Here is a 19043-nt window from a genome sequence, read left to right as displayed (position 1 = left end):
GTTTTTGCGGCGAGAAACGATTAGAATAAGGACGCTGAAAGAAACATCGGTTTTTTCAGCGAGTCTACGTAAGACGCCAACTGAACGAAACAGGAGGAATAACAATGAAAAAGAAGCTTGCACTTGCTCTGGCCGCTGTCATGATGATCGGCCTGTTTGCCGGATGTGGCAGCAAGGACAACAACAGTGCGAACAGCAACGCCGGCAGCTCTGCTGGCAGCGCCGCCGGCAGCACCTCTCAGGGGACTGCCACTCCCGCCAGCGATATGCGGGTAGACGTGTTCTACTATGACTTCTCCGATATCTATATCTCCAGCGTCCGTGCGTCCATGGACGAGCAGCTGAAGGCCCTGGGCATTGAGCCCAACAACTGGGACGGCGCCGGCTCCCAGCCCACCCAGACTGACCAGGTCAACACCGCCATCACCGCCGGTTCCGATCTTCTGATCGTCAACATCGTGGAGACCTCCACTTCCGATCCCGCCAAGGATATCGTTGAGGCCGCCCGCTCCGCTGACATCCCCGTCATCTTCTTCAACCGCGAGGTCGCCGACAATGAGGTGATCAACAGCTATGAGAAGTGCGCCTTCGTGGGTACCAACGCCCCCGACGCCGGCCATATGCAGGGTGAGATGATCGGCAACTACCTGATGGCCAACTACGACGCCGTGGACCTGAACGGCGACGGCACCATCTCCTATGTGATGTTCAAGGGCCAGGAGGCCAACGCTGAGGCTGAGGCCCGCACCCAGTTCGCCGTTGAGGACGCCAACGCCATCCTGACTGCCGGCGGCAAGCCCGAGCTGGCTTACTACGATGCCTCCGCTTCCACCAAGTACCTGGTTGACCAGGCCGGCAAGTGGTCCGCTCAGGCTGCCAACGACTACATGGTGTCTCTGCTGGGCTCCTATAACGAGGGCAACAACAACATGATCGAGCTGGTCATCTGCAACAACGATGGTATGGCCGAGGGCGCTATCGCCGCTCTGCAGAACGTGGGCTATAACAACGGCGAGGGCACCACCATCATCCCCGTGTTCGGCGTTGACGCCACCGACTCCGCCAAGGCTCTGATCAAGGCTGGCAACATGACCGGCTCCATCAAGCAGGACGCCGTGGGCATGGCCTCCACCATCGTCACCCTGGTCAAGAACGTTCAGGACGGCGCTGAACTGATGGCCAATACCGATTCCTTCACCATTGATGCTGATGTGGCTAAGATCCGCGTGCCTTACGCCATGTATGACGCTACTACCCAGGACTAAGGACTGGTGGCAAAGCTGAATCGGCCCCAATAGAAACGACCCAAAGCGAGCGGGGCTGCCGGATGGCAGCCCCGCTCTCCAAGTGAAGCTCCCGCTTGAGACGCGGCCTGTACCGGGCGCGTATGAAGCGGAAGCTTCACCAAGAGAGAGGAGGAACAATATGGAGCAGCCAGCACTGCTGGAGATGCGCGGCATCTGCAAGGAATTCCCGGGCGTCAAGGCGCTGGACGGCGTCAACCTTACTGTCCGTCCTGGCACAGTCCATGCCTTGATGGGGGAGAACGGAGCCGGCAAGTCCACCCTGATGAAGTGCCTGTTCGGCATCTATCACAGAGACGCGGGTACCATCACGCTGGACGGCAAGGAGATCAATTTCAGAAGCTCAAAAGAGGCCCTGGAGAATGGTGTGGCCATGGTGCACCAGGAGCTGAACCAGGCCCTGACCCGCACGGTGAAGGACAACCTGTGGCTGGGCCGGTATCCTAAAGTAGCCGGATTTGTGGTCAGCGAGCGCATTATGGACCAGCGCACAAAGGAGATTTTTGAGACCTTAGAGGTAGAGGTGGACCCCAATGCTGTGATGTCCACGCTGCCCGTTTCCCAGCGCCAGATGGTGGAGATCGCCAAGGCAGTATCCTATAATTCCAAGATTATCGTCTTTGACGAGCCCACCTCCTCCCTGACAGAGACTGAAGTGGAGCACCTGTTCCGGATCATCAATATGCTGCGGGACCGGGGCTGCGGCATCATCTATATCAGCCACAAGATGGAGGAGATCCTGCGGATCAGCGATGATGTCACCATTATGCGGGACGGCACCTGGGTGGCTACCAAACCGGCCAAGGAGCTGACCATGGACGAGATCATCCGGCTGATGGTGGGCCGTGAGCTGACCAACCGCTTCCCGCCCAAGACCAACAAGCCGGGAGAGGTGATCCTGGACGTCCAGCATATTGCGGGAAAATATACCCGGCTGAAGGACGCTACTTTCCAACTGAAAAAGGGTGAGGTGCTGGGTATCGCCGGTCTGGACGGCTCCGGCCGGACCGAGGTGCTGGAAAATCTGTTCGGCGCCATGACCCGACAGGGGGGAACTATTACCCTCCACGGTAAGCAGATCCAGAACCGGACCCCCAGAGAATCCATCAAAAACGGCTTTGCCCTCCTTACCGAGGAGCGCCGGGCCACCGGCATCTTCGGCATTCGGGATATCAAGGAGAACACCGTCATCTCCAATATCAAAAATTACCTGGTGGGCTTTGGCCGTCTGGCCTATCTTAGCGACAAGAAGATGAAAGAGGACACCGACTGGGCCATCCAGGCCATGCACATCAAAACGCCCAGCCAGAGGACCCAGATTCGTTCTCTATCCGGCGGCAATCAGCAAAAGGTCATCATCGGCCGCTGGCTGCTGACCAAGCCGGAGATCCTTCTGCTGGACGAGCCCACTCGTGGCATCGACGTGGGAGCCAAATACGAGATCTATCAACTCATCATCGACCTGGCCAACGAGGGCAAGGGGGTCATTATGGTATCTTCCGAGATGCCTGAGCTGCTGGGCGTATGCGACCGCATCATCGTCATGTCCGGCGGTCAGGTAGCCGGTGAGGTAGACGCGAAGAACACCAGCCAGGAGGAGATCCTCACCCTGGCGGCGAAGTATGTGTAAAGAGGAGGAAACGATTCATGAGTAACGAATCCAAGCAGCTCGCCGCCAAGGCGAAAGGCATTGACGCCAAGCAGGTCGGCAACGCCCTGCTGAACAATGCCCTGATCATCATTATGCTGGCGGTGGCCGCCTATGTGGCGATTACCCAGCCTTCTTTCCTGGCCCCCCGCTCTCTGGTCAACCTGCTGTCCCTGACCGCGGCCTATCTGCCTGTGGCGCTGGGCATCGCCGGCTGCATCGTGCTGACCGGCACCGACCTGTCCGCCGGTCGGGCCGTGGGCATCACCGCCTGTGTGGCCGCCTCCCTGCTCCAGGCCAGCGACGCCGCCAACAAGATGTGGCCCAATATCGGCACCCTGCCCATCCCCCTGGTCATCCTGATCGTGGTGGGCATCGGCGCTCTGATCGGCGCCTTTAACGGTTTCTTTGTGGCTAAGTTCAAGCTGCACCCCTTCATCGTCACCCTGGCGACCCAGCTGATCCTGTACACTATCCTTCTGCTATATGTTCAGCAGGGCAACAACAACGGCATGGCCATCTCCGGTCTGGATCAGGGCTACCGCAACTTCGTGGTGGGCAATCCCCCTCTGCTGACCTTCGGATCCATTCAGATCCCCAACTATGTGATCTACGCTGTGCTGCTGACCGTTCTGATGTGGTTCATCTGGAACAAGACGACCTTCGGAAAGAACATGTTTGCCCTGGGCGCCAATGAGGAGGCCGCCCGTGTGTCCGGCGTCAACGTGTTTGCCACCACCATCGCCGTCTTTGCCCTGGCTGGCGCCATGTACGGCTGGGCCGGCTTCGTGGAGTCCGCCCGTATCGCCTCCAACACCGCCAACACCGGCGTCAACTACGAGCTGGACGCCATCGCGGCCTGCGTCATTGGCGGCGTGTCCTTTGTAGGCGGCATCGGTAAGATCAGCGGCATCGTCATCGGTGTTATCATGCTGCGCCTGATTTTCGTGGCCCTGCCTCTGGTGGGCATGGACCAGAACCTGCAGTATGCCATCAAGGGCGGGATCATCCTCTTTGCCTGCGCTCTGGATATGCGCAAATATCTGGTGAAAAAGTAATTTCTACCGCACGTTCCTCTGGCCTTTTGGGCGCCCATCCACCACACGGCGGACGGGCGCCTTTCTTCTGTGGGAAAGAAGGGAGGCCCTTGAATAGCTTGGCAGACCTGTGCTATACTCTTTCCAAAGGAGGGGTCACTATGGAGCCCTACCGTGTGCTGCTGGCCGACGACGAGGAGGAGATCCGCGCCGGCATCAGCCGCAAGATCAACTGGAGCAGTCTGGGCTTCGCCCTGGTGGGCGAAGCGGAGAACGGCCAGGAGGCCCTGGAGCTGGCCGAGCAGCTCAGGCCGGACGTGGTCCTCACTGATATCAAAATGCCATTTATGGATGGCTTGGAGCTGTGCCGCCGCTTGAAACAGTCCCTTCCGGCGGCTAAACTAGTAGTATTCTCCGGTTTTGACGATTTTGAATACGCCCGCCAGGCCATCGGTATGGACGTATCCGAATATATCCTGAAGCCCATCAACGCCCCTGAGCTGATGGATGTGCTGAACAAGCTGAAGGACCAGCTGGACCGGCAGCGGCTGGAGCGGCGGGATATGGAGACCCTCCGCCGCCGGTATGAGGAGAGCCTGCCCGTGCTGCGTGAAATGTTCTACGCCCGGCTGCTGGATGGACAGATACGGGCTGATTTGATTCAGGAGCGGGCGGGCCGATACGAGATTGAACTGCCTCAGGGGACTTGGGCGGCGGCGCTAGTCCAGGTGGACTGCCTCAACGAAGCGGGAAAGCCGGAGCGGGATGAACTGCTCCTCCTGTCTGTCCGGGCGTTTTTGGAGGAGCATTTTGCCTTGGAGGGCTGTACCATCCGGGCCATCCTGTATAATGATACAGTGGCTCTGCTGGCCCATATGGGAGATCAGGGGATATATCCCCTGATCGAGGAGCTGGGGCGGCTGTGTGCCCTGGCTTACAGCTATCTGGGGATGTCGCTGACCGTGGGGGTGGGCTTGCCCTGCGATGGGCCGGAGGAGCTCCATTCCTCGGCCGAGGGGGCCCGTTCCGCCCTGGATTACCGTGTGCTGAAGGGGAGCGTACAGGTCATCTATATCGGCGATATGGAGCCGGACCACACGGTCCGGCTGGCCTTCGAGGAGGAGGACCAGCGCCAACTGACAGCGGCGATCAAGCTGGGAAGCCAAGAAGAGGTGGAGCGGACCATTCGTACACTGATGGACCGGGTCCGCGAGGCGGGGCTCTCTTTGCCCCAGTGCCACCTGTTTTTCCTGGAAACCATGACCTGTCTGATCAAACTAGCCAGAGGAGGCGGGGTGGAGCTGGAGCGGGTGTTTGGGTCCGGCTTTACCGGGGCGATCTCCATCACGGATTTTTCCTCGCTGGATGAACTGGAGCGGTGGCTGGTAAAGGGCGGCCTGAAGCTGCGGGAGCTGCTGGGGCAGCAGCGGACAGACTCCACCTGGAAGACGGTGGAGCGGGCCAAGGATTTTATTGCCCGGAACTATGGGGATGGGGATTTGAGCGTAGAAACCCTTTGCTCCTATCTCCACCTGTCGCCCACCTATTTTTCCACCCTCTTCAAACGGGAGGTGGGGATGAGCTTCATCGCCTATCTGACTGAGGTGCGGATGGAGCGGGCCGCCCAGCTCCTGCGGGAAACAGAGGAAAAGACCTACCTTATCGCGGAGCAAACAGGTTATACTGACCCCAACTATTTCAGCTATGTGTTCAAACGCCGGTTCGGTGTGTCCCCCTCCAAATTCAGGGCGGGACAGACGGGCTGACACCATCCGCCGGATGGGCATAACAGCGGGCCATGGCCCGCTGCCCCTTTCCCAGGAAAGGGGACCTGGTCAACGAAAAGAGAGGAGGGGGAGAGTGACCTCTATATTAAAGCGGTTTACCAGCCGCTGGGCCCAGCGATACCAGAAAATGAGCATCCAAATGGTTATCTCCCTCTCCTTTACCACGGTGGCGGTGGTGGGGATGATCTTTATGGGCCTGAGCCTGTTTTGGCGCTTTTCTTCCGCCACCGGGGAACTGGTGGCGGAGAACAGCCAGCGGGTGCTGGCTCAGGTCAATTTGAATCTGGACAGCTATCTCCGCTCTATGATGCGGGTGTCCGACACCATGTACTACCGGGTTATCAAGAGCGCGGACCTGGGGCGGGACAGCCTGACCGCACCCATGGAGCTGTTATATGAGGACGACCGGGACTCCCTGGTGTCCATCGCCCTCTTTGACCTGCGGGGAGGGTTGGTGTCCGCCGTTCCGTTAAGCACCCTGAAACAGCCAGCGGACCTGACGCAGACGGGCTGGTTCCTCTCGGCGCTTCAGAAGAAGGAGAACCTCCATTTCTCTACACCCCATGTCCAGGATCTCTTCGAGGACCCGGACTACCACTACCAGTGGGTGGTTTCCCTCAGCCGCTATGTCCAGCTGACCCGGGACGGAGCCACAGAGGGGGGTGTCCTGCTGGTGGATATGGGCTTTGCTGGCATTGAACAGGTGTGCCGCAACGTGGAGTTGCCCAATGGGGGCTACCTGTATCTCATTGACGGCAGCGGCGAGCTGATCTACCATCCCCGGCAGCAGCTCATCTATTCCGGGCTGCAGGAGGAGAACAACCAGGCAGCGGCACGCTACCGGGATGGCACCCACAGCGAGGAGTTCCAGGGCCAACGCCGCCAGGTGACCGTAAAGACCGTAGGCTATACCGGCTGGAAGCTGGTGGGAGTCGTGCCGGTGGAGGGAGGGTTTGTCTCCGACTCCCGGCAGATATTCCTTTTTGGGCTGTCCCTGCTGTTGTTCTCTATCTTCCTCATGGCCTTTTTGAATTTTCGGATATCTGCCCATATCTCGGATCCTATCCGCCGTCTGGAGCAGTCCATCAAGGAGCTGGAGGCGGGCAGGGAGGACGTGGAGATCGAGGAGGGAGGTTGCTATGAGGTGCAGCGCCTGGGCCACTCGATCCGGTCCATGGTGTCCACCATGCGGCACCTGATGGACGACATCATCGAGCAGGAGGGGCAGAAGCGCCGAAGTGAGCTGGAGGTCCTCCAGTCCCAGATCAATCCCCACTTCCTCTATAACACTCTGGATTCCGTCATTTGGATGACCGAGGCGGGCCGCTATGAGGAGGCCATCCAAATGGTCACCTCCTTGGCCCGGCTGTTCCGCATCTCTCTCAGCCGGGGAAAGAGCATCATCCCCCTGGCGGACGAGTTGGAGCACGCCCGCCACTATATGAATATCCAGCAAATACGCTATAAAAACAAATTTACCACACAAATCAATGCCCTGCCTGGGACCGATGGCCTATATACCATGAAGCTTATTGTACAGCCTATCTTGGAGAACGCCATCTACCACGGGATGGCCTCAGCGGAGGACGACGGCCTCATCACCGTCACAGCCCGGCGGGAGGGGGAGGACTTGGTCATTGATGTAGCGGACAACGGGCTGGGGATGCGTCCAGAGGTGGCCGCCTCTCTGCTGGATGAGGACAGGCCCGAAATCCGCACCAGCGGATCGGGGATTGGAGTGCGGAATGTCCACCGGCGGATTAGGCTGACCTTCGGAGACAGATATGGGCTTACCATATTCAGCGAACCCGACGAGGGGACCACTGTGCGGATCCGCCTCCCCGCTCTGGATCAGGACGGGGCGGCCCAGTACCAGCGGGAGGACGTGCCATGAAAAAGAGAAGAAGCGCGCTGATCCAGCTGGCCATCCTGACAGCCCTGGGAGCCGCTGTGGCCCTCACCCTTCTGCTGCCTCAGATGTCTGGACTGCACAGGCGTCCACAGCCGCTGGAGCTATCGGTCATCATTCGGGAGCAGGACAGCTCCTTCTGGACCAACACCCGTATGGGGATGGAGCAGGCGGCCGGGGAGCTGGGGGCTGAACTGCGGTTTTTGACCCTGGCCACCGCCAACGACGGCAGGGAGCAGTGGGAGCTGTTACAGCGGGAGATCGAGCAGGGCGCGGACGCTCTGGTGGTCGCCCCCGCGGACCCGGCGGCGCTGGAGAAAAGCCTGGGGGAGTTGGACAGGGACGTTCCGGTGGTCACATTGGAATCCCCGCTGGAGGGGGCTGATTTGAGCGTGGTAGTCCCCAATGCTGAGATGGGGGCCAGTCTGGCCCAGGCGGCACTGGAGGATTGGAAGGGTGGAACGGTGCTTTTGCTTGACACCGCTCCCCACTGTACCGCTGTGGCCCAGCGCCTGGCGGCGGCCAAAGATCTCTTGGCCGGGGCTGGGGTGGAGACACAGGTTGAGACAGTCTCTGTAGACAGCCTGGCGAGCCGGCTGCCCGAGCTGCTTAGGCAGTTGAGCCCTGCCCAGATGATGACGTTTGAGCCGGCGGCCACGGAAGCGGCCGCCAGTGTGAAAAGCCTGGAGGGGCTTTCGGCGGATTTCTACGGTGTAGGCGCGACCGCCGCCGTTGTAGCGGCCCTGGATCAGGGCGCCCTGTCCGCCGTGGCCGCCTGGAGCGACTACGCCGCGGGCTATCTGGCGGTGGACGGAGCCGCCAAACTGGCCAGGGGGGAGCGGAGCGAAATGAAGCCGCCGCCCTTTTTCCTGATCCGAGGGGAGGACATCTATGAGCCGGACAACCAAAAATTACTCTTCCCAGTCACATCTTAAAGGAGTTGCCGTCCTGCTGCTGGCCCTGCTAGCCATAGCGCCTCTGTCTGGCTGCGGCCCAGAAAAGGGAGCGGAAACAGAGACCTTGCGGGTGGGGCTGGCGCTCTATACCCAAGACGACACGTTCATCTCCACCATTGTACAGGACCTGGAGCGGATCGCCCAGGAGGAGGAACTGGCCAGGGACATCAAGATCAACCTCTCTGTGGCTGATGGAAGGAGCAATCAGACGACCCAGCTGGAACAGGTGGACCGGCTGATTACCTGGGGCTGCGATGTGCTGTGTGTCAATATCGTGGACCGCACCGCGGCGGCGGTTCTCATTGACAAGGCGGAGGAGGCCGGGGTGCCCCTGATCTTCTTCAACCGCCAGCCGGTGGCGGAGGATATGGAGCGATGGGATCAGCTCTACTATGTGGGCGCCAGAGCGGAGGAGGGAGGCATCCTTCAGGGGCAACTGGTGCTGAAGGCATGGCTGTCCGACCGGGAGCGGCTGGATAAAAACGGAGACGGTATCCTCCAGTATGTGATGCTGGAGGGAGAGCCGGGCCACCAGGACGCCCTGCTGCGTACCGAGTATTCCATCCAGGTGTTGTCAGAGGCTGGGGTGGAGCTGGAGAAACTGGGAAGTGACACCGGAAACTGGAAGAGGGGTCCGGCCGCCACAAAAATGGGCCAGTGGCTGGAGGAATTTGGGGACCAGATCGAGGCGGTCATCGCCAACAATGACGACATGGCGCTGGGCGCGATAGACGCCTATGGACAGACGGACTGGGAGCTGCCTCTGGTGGTGGGGGTAGACGCCACCGCCCCGGCGCTTCAGGCCGTAGCGGAGGGAACACTGTACGGCACGGTCCTCAACGACGCCGAGGGGATCGCACGGGCGATGCTGGACCTCACACTGGCACTGAGCGGTGTGAAGGACTCTGGGGACACTGTGGAGCTGACCGGGGACCACTACGTCTGGCTCTCCTACCAGAAAGTGACCAAAGAGAATCTGGCGGACTTTCAAATGGAATAGGTCTTTGGCGGGACGGGGCGTGGTTCCTGTCCCGCTGATATTTTGTTCCCGCGGGGATATACTATGGGGGAATGGATCTTAAACAGAGTAAAAGGTGGAGAGAGCATGGAATACTACCATGGTCCGGGCCGGCGTGGGGCCTATTTTGAGGGCTGGTATCTAAAGCATCAGGGCCCGGAGGGGGAGTTGGCCCTGATCCCGGCGATTCACCAGCGGCGCGGCGGGGAACGCTCTGCCACCATCCAGGTGATCACTGCGGACCAGACTAGAATATTCTCTTTCCCAGAACGGGCGTTTCAGGCATGGGCGGACCAGTTTAAGGTTCGAGTCAGCGGAAACTGGTTTTCCCAGGACGGAGTCTATGTGGATTTGGAGGAAGGGGATTTTTCCCTGAAAGGAGAGCTGCGTTACGGCCCGTTTACCAGGCTGGAGTCAGACATTATGGGCCCCTTTCGACGGGTGCCGGCCATGGAGTGCGTCCACACGGTGCTGAGTATGGCCCACCCGTTGGAGGGGCTGCTCTGCCTGAACGGGCGGTATTTGGATTTCTCCCATGGAACGGGATATATCGAGGGGGACAGGGGGAGGTCGTTCCCCAGGACCTACCTGTGGACGCAGTGCTGCTGGCAAGAGCGCCAGAAGGGGAGCATCATGCTGTCTATTGCCCACATCCCTATTCTGGTGGGAGGGTTTACCGGCTGTATCTGTCAGATATGGTTCGGAGGCAGATCTTACCGGATGGCCACCTACCAGGGAGTAAAAGTAGTCCAGTGGGGTAAAGAGGGGGCGCGTCTAAGACAGGGAGATTTGGAATTATCAGTGGATCTGGTCCGGGAGAGCGGACAGCCCCTCCGGGCCCCTGTTTCCGGACAGATGGAGCGGACCATCCACGAGAGCCTCTGCGCCACCGTCCGCTACCGCCTGTGGGAGCGGGGAAAGTTGATGTTCGACCGGACAGATGAGCTGGCCAGCTATGAGTACGCGGACGAGGGAAAAAAGCGCCGGGGGAGGGGCCGGTATTCATAAGGAAACATGGACTCCAACAAGATACAGACAGGAGAGGGATGGCCTTGTTCCCAGTCGGCCGGTCACAAAGCTTGATTTTTCTCAGAAAATGTAGTTAAATCAATCTGATATCGAGATGCCTGTGCCGCGAACGGCGCTTTAGCCCTTTCCGGAGCGGAGAAGGCTTTTTGGAGGCAGGCGGAAATGGGGAGGGACAAGCATGGAGCGGGGAATGGTCCACCTTTACTGGGGAACGGGAAAAGGAAAAACGACAGCGGCTATGGGGCTGGCCCTCCGGGCCCTTGGAAAAGGTATGGGAGTCACCGTAGTCCAGTTCTTAAAAGGGGGAATGAGCGGGGAACTGTCCCCTTTAGAGCGGTTGGGGGCCAGGATATACTCTGGGGCGGCTGGAGATCGGTTCTTCTTCCAGATGTCGGAGGCGGAGCGAAAAGAACTGGCGCAGGCGCAGACCAGACTGCTTCATCAGGCTCTCCAGGTCCCCTGTGACCTGCTGATCCTGGACGAGGCCTGTGCGGCCTGGCAGCTTGGCGCGGTAGACCGGGAAATGCTCCGTCAGGCTGTATTGGGCCGGCCGGAGCATTGTGAGGTAGTGCTTACTGGCCGGGAGCCCGCGGATTGGATGAAGGAGGCGGCCCACTACTCAACAGAGATGGTCTGCCACAGCCACCCCTTTGACCGCGGGACACAGGCTCGCCCTGGGATCGAATTTTAAGGGGGTAAGAAATGGATCATCTGCGCTATCATCTGACCGTGAGGCTCTACCGGCAGGACAAGAGCTTTGGCCCCGGCCCCATGCGGCTGCTCCGCGGTGTGGAGGAGGGCGGTTCTCTTCACCAGGCGGCGGAGGCCATGGGGATGTCTTACTCCAAAGCGTGGACCCTGCTGCGTAAGCTGGAAAAGGAGTGGGGCTTTACCCTGCTGGACCGCCAGCCCGGCGGCCCCAAAGGAGGAGGCTCCGTACTTACCCCGGAAGGCAGGGATCTGCTGGAGCGGTATGAGGCCATGTGCGCCCAAGTAGAGCAGGCGGCCCAAAAGGCGTTTGCACAATATTTTCAGTAGCTGAGAGCACCCCTGCCCGACGGGCAGGGGTGTTTTTGACAAAGGGATATTCTTGTGTTAGAATAACGCTCGGCATTTGCCGACCAGAGATCGACAAAAGATAAAGAGGGATAGAGAGATGAAGATAAACTTTCAAAAGCGGCTGCTGGCACTGGCCATTGCAGCTGTGATGACCCTTTCCTTGGCCGCCTGTGGCCAGAAGAACGGCCCCGCGGCTTCCAGTGGGAGCCAGGGGGCGGCCGCTGGCTCCGCTGAGGTCCAAAGCGGCGGGCAGGAGGGGATAGTCGCCTTTACGGACCAGGCCGGGCGGCAGGTAGAACTGGAGGGTCCGGCCCAGACGGTGGTAAGCTGCTATTATGTGACCACTTACGCGGCGATTGCTCTGGGCGTAGCCGACCGGGTGGTAGGTCTGGAAAAAAAGGCGGATACCCGTCCGATCTATCATATGGCGGCCTCTGCCTTGCTGGAGAAGCCCCAGGTGGGCACCATGAAAGAACTGGATGTAGAGGCGGTGGCCGCTCTGGCTCCGGATCTGGTGGTCATGCCAAAGAAGCTGATGGACTATGCGGATACTCTGGAGGAGCTGGGCCTTCCGGTGATGGTCGTGGAGCCTGAAACCCATGAAGGACTAGTGACTATGCTGGAGCTGCTGGGGCAGGCCTGCGGGGTCGAGGACCGGGCGGCCCAGCTGACAAACTACTATGAGGAACAGCTGGACCGGATGGCCCAGCTCACCGAGGGCACGGAGAGGCCGCTGGTCTATCTGGCGGGGAACTCCTCCTACCTTACCGCCGCCCCGGACGCTATGTATCAGAGCTCTCTGATCGAGGGCGCCGGAGGGACCAATGTGGCCGCTGGCCTGGAGGGGGACTACTGGGCCGAAGTATCCTATGAGAGCGTCTTGGCCATGGCGCCGGAGGTGGTCATTATCCCAGCGGGAGCGGAGTATACGGCTGAGGATATTCTAGGGGATCCCCAGTTGGCCTCCCTTCCAGCGGTCCAGAGCGGCGCGGTCTACGCCATGCCCAGCGGCATTGAGGAGTGGGACTCTCCCATCCCCTCCGGCATTCTGGGCACAATGTGGCTGACCAGCGTCCTCCATGAGGACGTTTATCCCTTTGCGGACTTTGTGGCCGACGCGCAGGACTTCTATCAGACCTTCTACGGCTTTCAACTGGATGGGAGCCTGATCACCAAGTAACGAAAGGAGGGGGATGCGGCCTGTGAAACGGTTTGGTCGGAGTGGGAAGGCCCTGGGGATAGCAGCCGTCCTAATGGCGGCTCTGGTCCTAGTTTCGGTACAGGTGGGCAGCTTCCCCCTTTCTTCCAATGAAATATGGGACATCCTCGCTGGGGGACGGAAGGGGACCACCCAGGCCCAGGTGCTGTGGACACTCCGTCTGCCGCGGGTGTGGATGGGGCTGCTGGCCGGCGGGGCCCTGGGTCTGGCTGGCGGAGTCTATCAGACGCTGTTCGGCAATCCTCTGGCCTCCCCGGACCTGACAGGGGTAGCCTCAGGGGCTTCCTTGGGAGCGGCCTGCGCTATTGTGCTGGGGGCCGGAACCTCCGCCCAGATCATGGGGGGAGCCTTCCTGATGGGAATGGCCTCGCTGGTCCTGGTCCTGGCCCTGGTGCGCTGGGCCGGGTTGGAGCGGACAGGGACCTATATCTTGGCGGGGGTCATCATCTCCTCGGCGGCGGATGCCGGGTTGATGGTGCTGAAGACTGTGGCTGACCCGGAGGGAGAGCTGGCCGCCATTGAGTTTTGGACCATGGGCAGCCTGGCCGCTATGACGGCGGATAAGGTGTGGCCTGCGGCGGCTGCCATCCTTATCCCGGCCCTTCTCATCTTTCTGTTCCGGCAGCGGTTGCTCATCCTCTCCATGGGGGAGGAGAGCGCCCGGACCATGGGCCTTGCCCCTGGACCGTGGCGGAGTCTGTTGCTTGGTCTGACCACGCTGATGGTGGCGGCGGTGGTGTCAGTGGCCGGGGTGGTGGCCTTTGTGGGGCTGATTGCCCCCCACATCGCCTTCCTTCTGCTGGGCCGGCGGGGCGGCCCCTATCTGCCGCTGTGCGCTTTGGTGGGAGGAGATATCCTGCTGGCCGCCGATCTGTTGGCCCGAAGCCTAGCTGGTGGGGGAGAGCTGCCTTTGAGCATCTGGACAGTATGTTTTGGTGTGCCGGTACTGCTGGCCCTGCTGGTGGGGCAGAGAGGAGGCCGGGATGGATAAGCTGCTGGAGGTACGGGACCTCAGCGCAGGCTATCAAAGGCCGGTGGTCCAGAACATCTCTTTCTCTATCCGCAAGGGGGAGCTGGCCGCTGTCCTAGGGAGAAATGGGTGTGGAAAAACCACTCTGCTCCGAGGCCTGACTGGCGGAGCCAAGGTGATGGAGGGGACTGTACTCCTAGATGGACAGGACTGTGCCGGCTGGGACCCGAGGCGGAAGGCCCGGAAGGTGGCGCTGCTCCCCCAGAGGGCACGGCTGCTTCCCGGTCTGTTGGTGGGGGAGGTTATCGCCATGGGCCGTTACCCTTGGACGGGTCCCCTCTCCGGGGGAGACAGAGAGGAGCGGGAACGAGTTCGGGCGGCGGCGGCCCAGTTTGAAGTGGATTACCTGCTGGACCGGGACTGTGCCCAACTCAGCGAGGGACAACGCCAGCTAGTCCAGTTGGCACGATTGGCAGCCCAGGACGCCCCAATCCTGCTGCTGGACGAGCCCAACACTGCCTTGGACTTTGACAATACCGCCCTGCTCTTTGACCGGATCACTCAGATGGTGGAGGGGGAAAAGTGCGCCCTGATGGTCCTCCATGACCCGGCTCTGGCCTTGGACCGCTGTCACCGGCTGCTCCTGCTGGACGGAGGAAGGCTGGTGGACGATATTATAGTGGCCGAACGGAGGGAGGAGGAACTCCAGGCGGCATTGAGAAGGCTGTATCCCTCCATCCGTGTCCGCCGGGAGGCGGAGGGCAGGTTTTACTGTCTGCCCGATTGAACGGGAAGCGGCGCCCTTTAATAGGGCGTCGTTTTTTGTTTGTCAAAGGAGAAAAAGGATGGTATAATAGCCGCTGAATGATGATGCCGCCAGGCAAGAGCCAATTTGGCTGTGCCGCTGCGGCATCCCGTGGATTATGACGGACATCTGTGCCGATCAAGATATGGAGGGGAACGCTTTGCTGACCATCGACCGGTATGTCAAGGCCCAAAGTCTGAAGGAGGCCTATGAGCTGTGTCAGAAGCGCAATAACGTGGTGCTGGGGGGAATGCTCTGGCTGAAGATGCAGGACAGAAAGGTGGGCGCCGCCATTGATCTGTGCGGCCTAGGGCTGGACCAGATCACGGAGAGGGAGGACGCCTTTGAGATAGGGGCCATGGTGTCCCTGCGGGAGCTGGAGAAACACCCTGGGCTCAACGAACTGACAGGGGGGGCCATCTCTAACAGCGTGGAGCATATCGTGGGGGTACAGTTCCGGAACTGTGCCACTGTGGGAGGAAGCGTCTTTGGACGCTTCGGCTTTTCCGATGTCCTGACCATTCTGATGGCCCTGGGGGCCCGCGTGGAGCTGTATCACGCCGGAGTGATGCCGCTGGCTGACTTCTGTGAGAGTCATATTTCCAGGGACATCCTTACCAAAGTCATTGTCCCCAAAGGTGTGACAGGGGCGGTATACCTGTCCCAGCGAAACAGCGCCACTGATTTTCCTCTCCTCGCCTGCGCCATTGTCCGCCGGGAGGAGGAATATCGGGTGGCGGTGGGCGCCCGTCCTATGGTGGCCCGGACCTATAGCGATGAGAGAGGCCTGCTGGCCGGAGGTATTACCCGGGAAATCGCCCAGGCATTCGCCCTTGAACTGTCCCAGCGAGTGAAGCTAGGGGGAAACGCCCTGGGCAGCGAAGAGAGCCGAAGGGCGCTCTGTCCGGTTTTGGTCCGCCGAGGACTGCTGAAGCTGGAAGGGGTGGAGTGACATATGGAGATCAACCTGAATCTAAATGGAAGGGCTGTCAGCGCTTCGGTGCGGCCGGATACGCTGTTGCTGGATTTTTTGCGGGACCAGGGCTGCTACAGTGTGAAGCGGGGATGCGAGACCAGCAACTGTGGCGCCTGTACAGTGCTGCTGGACGGCAGACCGGTTTTGTCCTGCAGCGTACTGGCGGCCAGAGCGGATGGCCGGACGGTCCAGACCCTGGAGGGCCTTCAGAGGGAGGCGGAGGCGTTTGTCACCTACATTGCCGACCAGGGCGCCGAGCAGTGCGGCTTCTGCAATCCCGGCTTTGTTGTCAATACCATTGCCCTGCTCCGGGAGAATCCGGACCCCACGGACCAGGAGATACGGACATTTTTGGCGGGCAACCTGTGCCGCTGTTCCGGCTATGAGGGGCAACTGCGGGGCATCCGGGCCTATCTGGACAGCAGAAAGGGAGGGAAGGCGTGATGGACCAGCAGGAGCTTAAGATCGTGGGCAAGGGGGTCAGGAAAAAGGACGCCATGGCCCTCCTCCTGGGCAAGCCCGCCTATGTGGACGACGTGACGCCACGGAACTGTCTGGTGGTCAAGGTGCTGCGCAGCCCCCACGCCCACGCTCTAATTGAGGAGATCGACACGGAAAACGCCGAGAGCATTCCCGGCGTGGTTGCCATCTTTACCTATAAGGATGTGCCCCAAAAGCGGTTCACGATGGCCGGACAGACCTATCCAGAGCCCTCCCCCTACGACCGTCTCATTTTGGACCGGCGGGTGCGCTTTGTGGGAGACGCTGTGGCCATCGTGGCCGGGGAGGACGAAGAGGCGGTGGACCGGGCGCTGAAGCGCATTCGGGTTCGCTACCAGGTCCTCCAGCCTGTACTGGACTACCACACCGCCAAGGACAACATGATCCTGGTCCACCCTGAGGAGGACTGGCGGTCCCTGTGCCCTGTGGGGGCGGACAACCGCCGCAACCTGTGCGCCAGCGAGAGCTGCCAGGACGGGGATGTGGACCAGGTGCTCGCCCAGTGTGATATCGTGGTAGAGGGGACCTATCACACCAAAGCCTGCCAGCAGGCCATGATGGAGACCTTCCGCACCTATACGGAGATGGACCCCTATGGCCGGCTCCATGTGGTCAGCTCCACTCAGATCGTATTCCATGTCAGGCGTATTCTGGCCAACGCTCTGGATATCCCAAAATCCAAGATCCATGTGGAGAAGCCCCGCATCGGCGGCGGCTTCGGGGCCAAGCAGACGGTGGTGGCCGAGGTATACCCCGCTCTGGTCACCTGGAAGACGGGCCGGCCGGCCAAGATGATCTATACCCGGCAGGAGTGCCAGACTGCCGGCTCTCCCCGCCACGAGATGGAGATCAAGGTGCGCTTGGGAGCCAGCCTGGATGGGACCATCCGGGCCCTGGATGTGTATACCTTATCCAATACCGGGGCCTACGGTGAGCATGGCCCTACCACAGTGGGGTTGTCCGGCCACAAATCCATTCCCCTGTATACCAACAGCCTGGAGGCCTTCCGCTTCGCTTATGACGTGGTGTACACCAATGTCCAGTCTGCCGGGGCCTACCGGGGTTATGGGGCCACTCAGGGCATCTTTGCTGTGGAGTCGGCGGTGAACGAGCTGGCCGACCGGCTTGGGGTGGACCCGGTGGCCCTGCGGGAGAAGAATATGGTCCGCCAGGGACAGGTCATGCCCGCCTATTATAACGAGCGGGCGGACGCCTGCGCCCTGGACCGGTGCATGACCCGCTGTAAGGAGCTGTTCCACTGGGAGGAGAAGTACCCCGTCCGGGATTTGGGCGGCGGAAAGATTCGGGCGGCAGGCGTAGCCATGGCCATGCAGGGGTCCGGAATCTCTGGGGTGGACGTGGGCTCCGCCACTATCAAGCTGAGTGATGAGGGATTTTTTAACCTGACCATCGGCGCCGCGGACATGGGGACTGGGTGCGATACTATATTGGCCCAGATGGCCGCCGAGTGTATGGAGTGCGAGGTGGATGAAGTAGCTGTCTTTGGCGCTGACTCCGACGCCTCCCCCTATGATTCCGGCTCCTATGCCTCCAGCACCACCTATGTCACCGGAAAGGCTGTGGAGAAAGCCTGTGCCGAGTTAAAAGAGCGGCTTTGCGCCATTGGGGCGGAGCTGCTGGACTGCCCCAGAGAGGAAGTGGAGTACGCCAGGAAGGCGGTGCGTCGGTTGGACGGATCCGCCCAGGTATCCCTCTTTGATATCGCTACCAAGTCCATGTGCGGAAACGGAACAGCGGTTCAGACCACGGTTTCCCACTCCTCCCCCATCTCGCCGCCGCCCTTTATGGTAGGCATGGCCGAGGTGGAGGTGGACAAAGAAACTGGAGCTGTAAAGGTTTTAAACTATACGGCCGTGGTGGACTGCGGCACGCCCATCAACCCCAATCTGGCCAGAGTCCAGACCGAGGGGGGCATTGTTCAGGGGATTGGCATGGCACTGTTTGAGGATGTGACCTACAACAGGGAGGGGCGTATCCGGGAGGATTCCCTCATGCGCTATAAGATCCCAACCCGTCTGGATATGGGCAGTCTTCAGGTGGAATTTGAATCCAGCTATGAGCAGACTGGCCCCTTTGGCGCAAAGTCAATCGGGGAGATCGTCATCAATACGCCGGCCCCGGCTATCGCCCATGCCGTGTACCGGGCCACCGGCCTGCGGCACCACTCCCTGCCCATCACGCCGGAAAAGGTGCTCCTTGGCCGGGATGAGTAAGCACATCCTCTATCTGGCCGCAGGCAGCGGCCGCCGGTTTGGAAGCAACAAGCTGCTCTACAACTGGAAAGGAAAATCACTTTATAGATATAGCCTGGATATGCTGGCTGATTTGGTCCAAAGGCGGGAAGACTGTACCTTGACCGTGGTCTCCAGTTATCTGGAGATTCGGGAGATGGCCGCCGCGTTAGGCGCCAGGGTTGTGGATAGCCCTGAAACTGACAAGGGATTATCCTTTACAATAAAGAGTGCTATCCAGGCTTTGGATGGATTAGCGCCAGAGGATTTTTTGCTGTTTGCCGTGGCGGACCAGCCCTGGCTGGGGGCGGGGACTGTGTCCCGACTGCTGGATGCGGCCCGGCCCGGACTGCTGGCCGCCACCGCCGCCTGGGGAGATAGGGTAGGCAATCCCACCCTCTTTTCAGCGGAGCTGATACCCCGATTATTGGATCTCACCGGCGACCGGGGTGGACGGGCTGTCCTGGAGGCCTGTGAGGAACGGTGTCAGCGAATCCAGGTGGACACCCCACGGGAACTTGAGGATGTGGATACTAGACAGGCTCTGGAAGAAAATGGATTAGAAGCCTGAAA

Annotated in this window: 17 protein-coding genes; all 17 read left to right on the top strand. The window is 60.3% G+C overall.

What is annotated here, in order from left to right; all coding sequences use genetic code 11:
• The first annotated feature begins 104 nt into the window (after positions 1–104).
• Entirely contained in the window at positions 105–1265 is a 1161-nt protein-coding gene (locus tag MCG44_RS09445) for a galactose ABC transporter substrate-binding protein (RefSeq protein ID WP_240287880.1), read from the top strand.
• Positions 1266–1425: 160 nt separating this feature from the next.
• Positions 1426–2934: a sugar ABC transporter ATP-binding protein gene (locus MCG44_RS09440; protein ID WP_147571237.1), complete on the top strand. Its 1509-nt coding sequence runs from the start codon at positions 1426–1428 to the stop codon at positions 2932–2934.
• 17 nt (positions 2935–2951) lie between these two features.
• A complete protein-coding gene (locus tag MCG44_RS09435; RefSeq protein ID WP_147571236.1) occupies positions 2952–4010 on the top strand; it encodes a galactose/methyl galactoside ABC transporter permease MglC in 1059 nt (352 codons plus the stop codon).
• A gap of 140 nt (positions 4011–4150) precedes the next feature.
• Positions 4151–5755 carry a response regulator gene (locus tag MCG44_RS09425; RefSeq protein ID WP_318653903.1) on the top strand — a complete coding sequence of 535 codons (1605 nt, stop codon included), beginning with the start codon at positions 4151–4153 and terminating at the stop codon, positions 5753–5755.
• A gap of 148 nt (positions 5756–5903) precedes the next feature.
• A complete protein-coding gene (locus MCG44_RS09420) occupies positions 5904–7670 on the top strand; it encodes a sensor histidine kinase (RefSeq protein WP_240288908.1) in 1767 nt (588 codons plus the stop codon).
• Positions 7667–8620: a sugar ABC transporter substrate-binding protein gene (locus tag MCG44_RS09415; RefSeq protein ID WP_240287878.1), complete on the top strand. Its 954-nt coding sequence runs from the start codon at positions 7667–7669 to the stop codon at positions 8618–8620. The genes MCG44_RS09420 and MCG44_RS09415 overlap by 4 nt, the downstream gene beginning before the upstream one ends.
• Positions 8577–9641, top strand: coding sequence for a galactose ABC transporter substrate-binding protein (locus MCG44_RS09410; protein ID WP_147571233.1), 1065 nt, complete (start codon positions 8577–8579; stop codon positions 9639–9641). The genes MCG44_RS09415 and MCG44_RS09410 overlap by 44 nt, the downstream gene beginning before the upstream one ends.
• Before the next feature lie 105 nt (positions 9642–9746).
• Positions 9747–10667 carry a tocopherol cyclase family protein gene (locus MCG44_RS09405; protein WP_186852459.1) on the top strand — a complete coding sequence of 307 codons (921 nt, stop codon included), beginning with the start codon at positions 9747–9749 and terminating at the stop codon, positions 10665–10667.
• 199 nt (positions 10668–10866) lie between these two features.
• A complete protein-coding gene (locus MCG44_RS09400) occupies positions 10867–11379 on the top strand; it encodes a cob(I)yrinic acid a,c-diamide adenosyltransferase (protein ID WP_186852460.1) in 513 nt (170 codons plus the stop codon).
• A gap of 11 nt (positions 11380–11390) precedes the next feature.
• Positions 11391–11726: a winged helix-turn-helix domain-containing protein gene (locus MCG44_RS09395; protein ID WP_147571230.1), complete on the top strand. Its 336-nt coding sequence runs from the start codon at positions 11391–11393 to the stop codon at positions 11724–11726.
• A 118-nt stretch (positions 11727–11844) separates the two neighbouring features.
• A complete protein-coding gene (locus MCG44_RS09390) occupies positions 11845–12927 on the top strand; it encodes an ABC transporter substrate-binding protein (RefSeq protein WP_240287876.1) in 1083 nt (360 codons plus the stop codon).
• A 13-nt stretch (positions 12928–12940) separates the two neighbouring features.
• Positions 12941–13957, top strand: a complete 1017-nt coding sequence (locus MCG44_RS09385; RefSeq protein WP_186852462.1) for a FecCD family ABC transporter permease — start codon at positions 12941–12943, stop codon at positions 13955–13957.
• Positions 13950–14723 carry an ABC transporter ATP-binding protein gene (locus MCG44_RS09380; RefSeq protein ID WP_240287872.1) on the top strand — a complete coding sequence of 258 codons (774 nt, stop codon included), beginning with the start codon at positions 13950–13952 and terminating at the stop codon, positions 14721–14723. The genes MCG44_RS09385 and MCG44_RS09380 overlap by 8 nt, the downstream gene beginning before the upstream one ends.
• A gap of 178 nt (positions 14724–14901) precedes the next feature.
• A complete protein-coding gene (locus MCG44_RS09375; RefSeq protein WP_147571681.1) occupies positions 14902–15693 on the top strand; it encodes an FAD binding domain-containing protein in 792 nt (263 codons plus the stop codon).
• 3 nt (positions 15694–15696) lie between these two features.
• Entirely contained in the window at positions 15697–16161 is a 465-nt protein-coding gene (locus MCG44_RS09370) for a (2Fe-2S)-binding protein (RefSeq protein WP_147571228.1), read from the top strand.
• A complete protein-coding gene (locus MCG44_RS09365) occupies positions 16161–18452 on the top strand; it encodes a xanthine dehydrogenase family protein molybdopterin-binding subunit (protein ID WP_240287870.1) in 2292 nt (763 codons plus the stop codon). Before MCG44_RS09370 ends, MCG44_RS09365 begins: the two co-directional genes overlap by 1 nt.
• Positions 18445–19041: an NTP transferase domain-containing protein gene (locus MCG44_RS09360; RefSeq protein WP_240287868.1), complete on the top strand. Its 597-nt coding sequence runs from the start codon at positions 18445–18447 to the stop codon at positions 19039–19041. Before MCG44_RS09365 ends, MCG44_RS09360 begins: the two co-directional genes overlap by 8 nt.
• Positions 19042–19043 lie beyond the last annotated feature (2 nt).

It is taken from the genome of Lawsonibacter sp. OA9, from assembly GCF_022440585.1.
Note: the sequence above shows the minus strand (reverse complement) of the source record. Positions and strands in the feature narration are given on the sequence as shown.

Excerpts from the sequence above, each read along its gene's own strand:
- MCG44_RS09400 (WP_186852460.1), top strand. The coding sequence starts at position 10,867 with ATGGAGCGGGGAATGGTCCACCTTTACTGGGGAACGGGAAAAGGAAAA.
- MCG44_RS09405 (WP_186852459.1), top strand. The coding sequence starts at position 9,747 with ATGGAATACTACCATGGTCCGGGCCGGCGTGGGGCCTATTTTGAGGGC.
- MCG44_RS09370 (WP_147571228.1), top strand. The coding sequence starts at position 15,697 with ATGGAGATCAACCTGAATCTAAATGGAAGGGCTGTCAGCGCTTCGGTG.
- MCG44_RS09445 (WP_240287880.1), top strand. The coding sequence starts at position 105 with ATGAAAAAGAAGCTTGCACTTGCTCTGGCCGCTGTCATGATGATCGGC.
- MCG44_RS09365 (WP_240287870.1), top strand. The coding sequence starts at position 16,161 with ATGGACCAGCAGGAGCTTAAGATCGTGGGCAAGGGGGTCAGGAAAAAG.
- MCG44_RS09420 (WP_240288908.1), top strand. The coding sequence starts at position 5,904 with ATGAGCATCCAAATGGTTATCTCCCTCTCCTTTACCACGGTGGCGGTG.
- MCG44_RS09385 (WP_186852462.1), top strand. The coding sequence starts at position 12,941 with ATGCGGCCTGTGAAACGGTTTGGTCGGAGTGGGAAGGCCCTGGGGATA.
- MCG44_RS09410 (WP_147571233.1), top strand. The coding sequence starts at position 8,577 with ATGAGCCGGACAACCAAAAATTACTCTTCCCAGTCACATCTTAAAGGA.
- MCG44_RS09390 (WP_240287876.1), top strand. The coding sequence starts at position 11,845 with ATGAAGATAAACTTTCAAAAGCGGCTGCTGGCACTGGCCATTGCAGCT.
- MCG44_RS09440 (WP_147571237.1), top strand. The coding sequence starts at position 1,426 with ATGGAGCAGCCAGCACTGCTGGAGATGCGCGGCATCTGCAAGGAATTC.
- MCG44_RS09395 (WP_147571230.1), top strand. The coding sequence starts at position 11,391 with ATGGATCATCTGCGCTATCATCTGACCGTGAGGCTCTACCGGCAGGAC.
- MCG44_RS09425 (WP_318653903.1), top strand. The coding sequence starts at position 4,151 with ATGGAGCCCTACCGTGTGCTGCTGGCCGACGACGAGGAGGAGATCCGC.
- MCG44_RS09415 (WP_240287878.1), top strand. The coding sequence starts at position 7,667 with ATGAAAAAGAGAAGAAGCGCGCTGATCCAGCTGGCCATCCTGACAGCC.
- MCG44_RS09360 (WP_240287868.1), top strand. The coding sequence starts at position 18,445 with ATGAGTAAGCACATCCTCTATCTGGCCGCAGGCAGCGGCCGCCGGTTT.
- MCG44_RS09380 (WP_240287872.1), top strand. The coding sequence starts at position 13,950 with ATGGATAAGCTGCTGGAGGTACGGGACCTCAGCGCAGGCTATCAAAGG.
- MCG44_RS09435 (WP_147571236.1), top strand. The coding sequence starts at position 2,952 with ATGAGTAACGAATCCAAGCAGCTCGCCGCCAAGGCGAAAGGCATTGAC.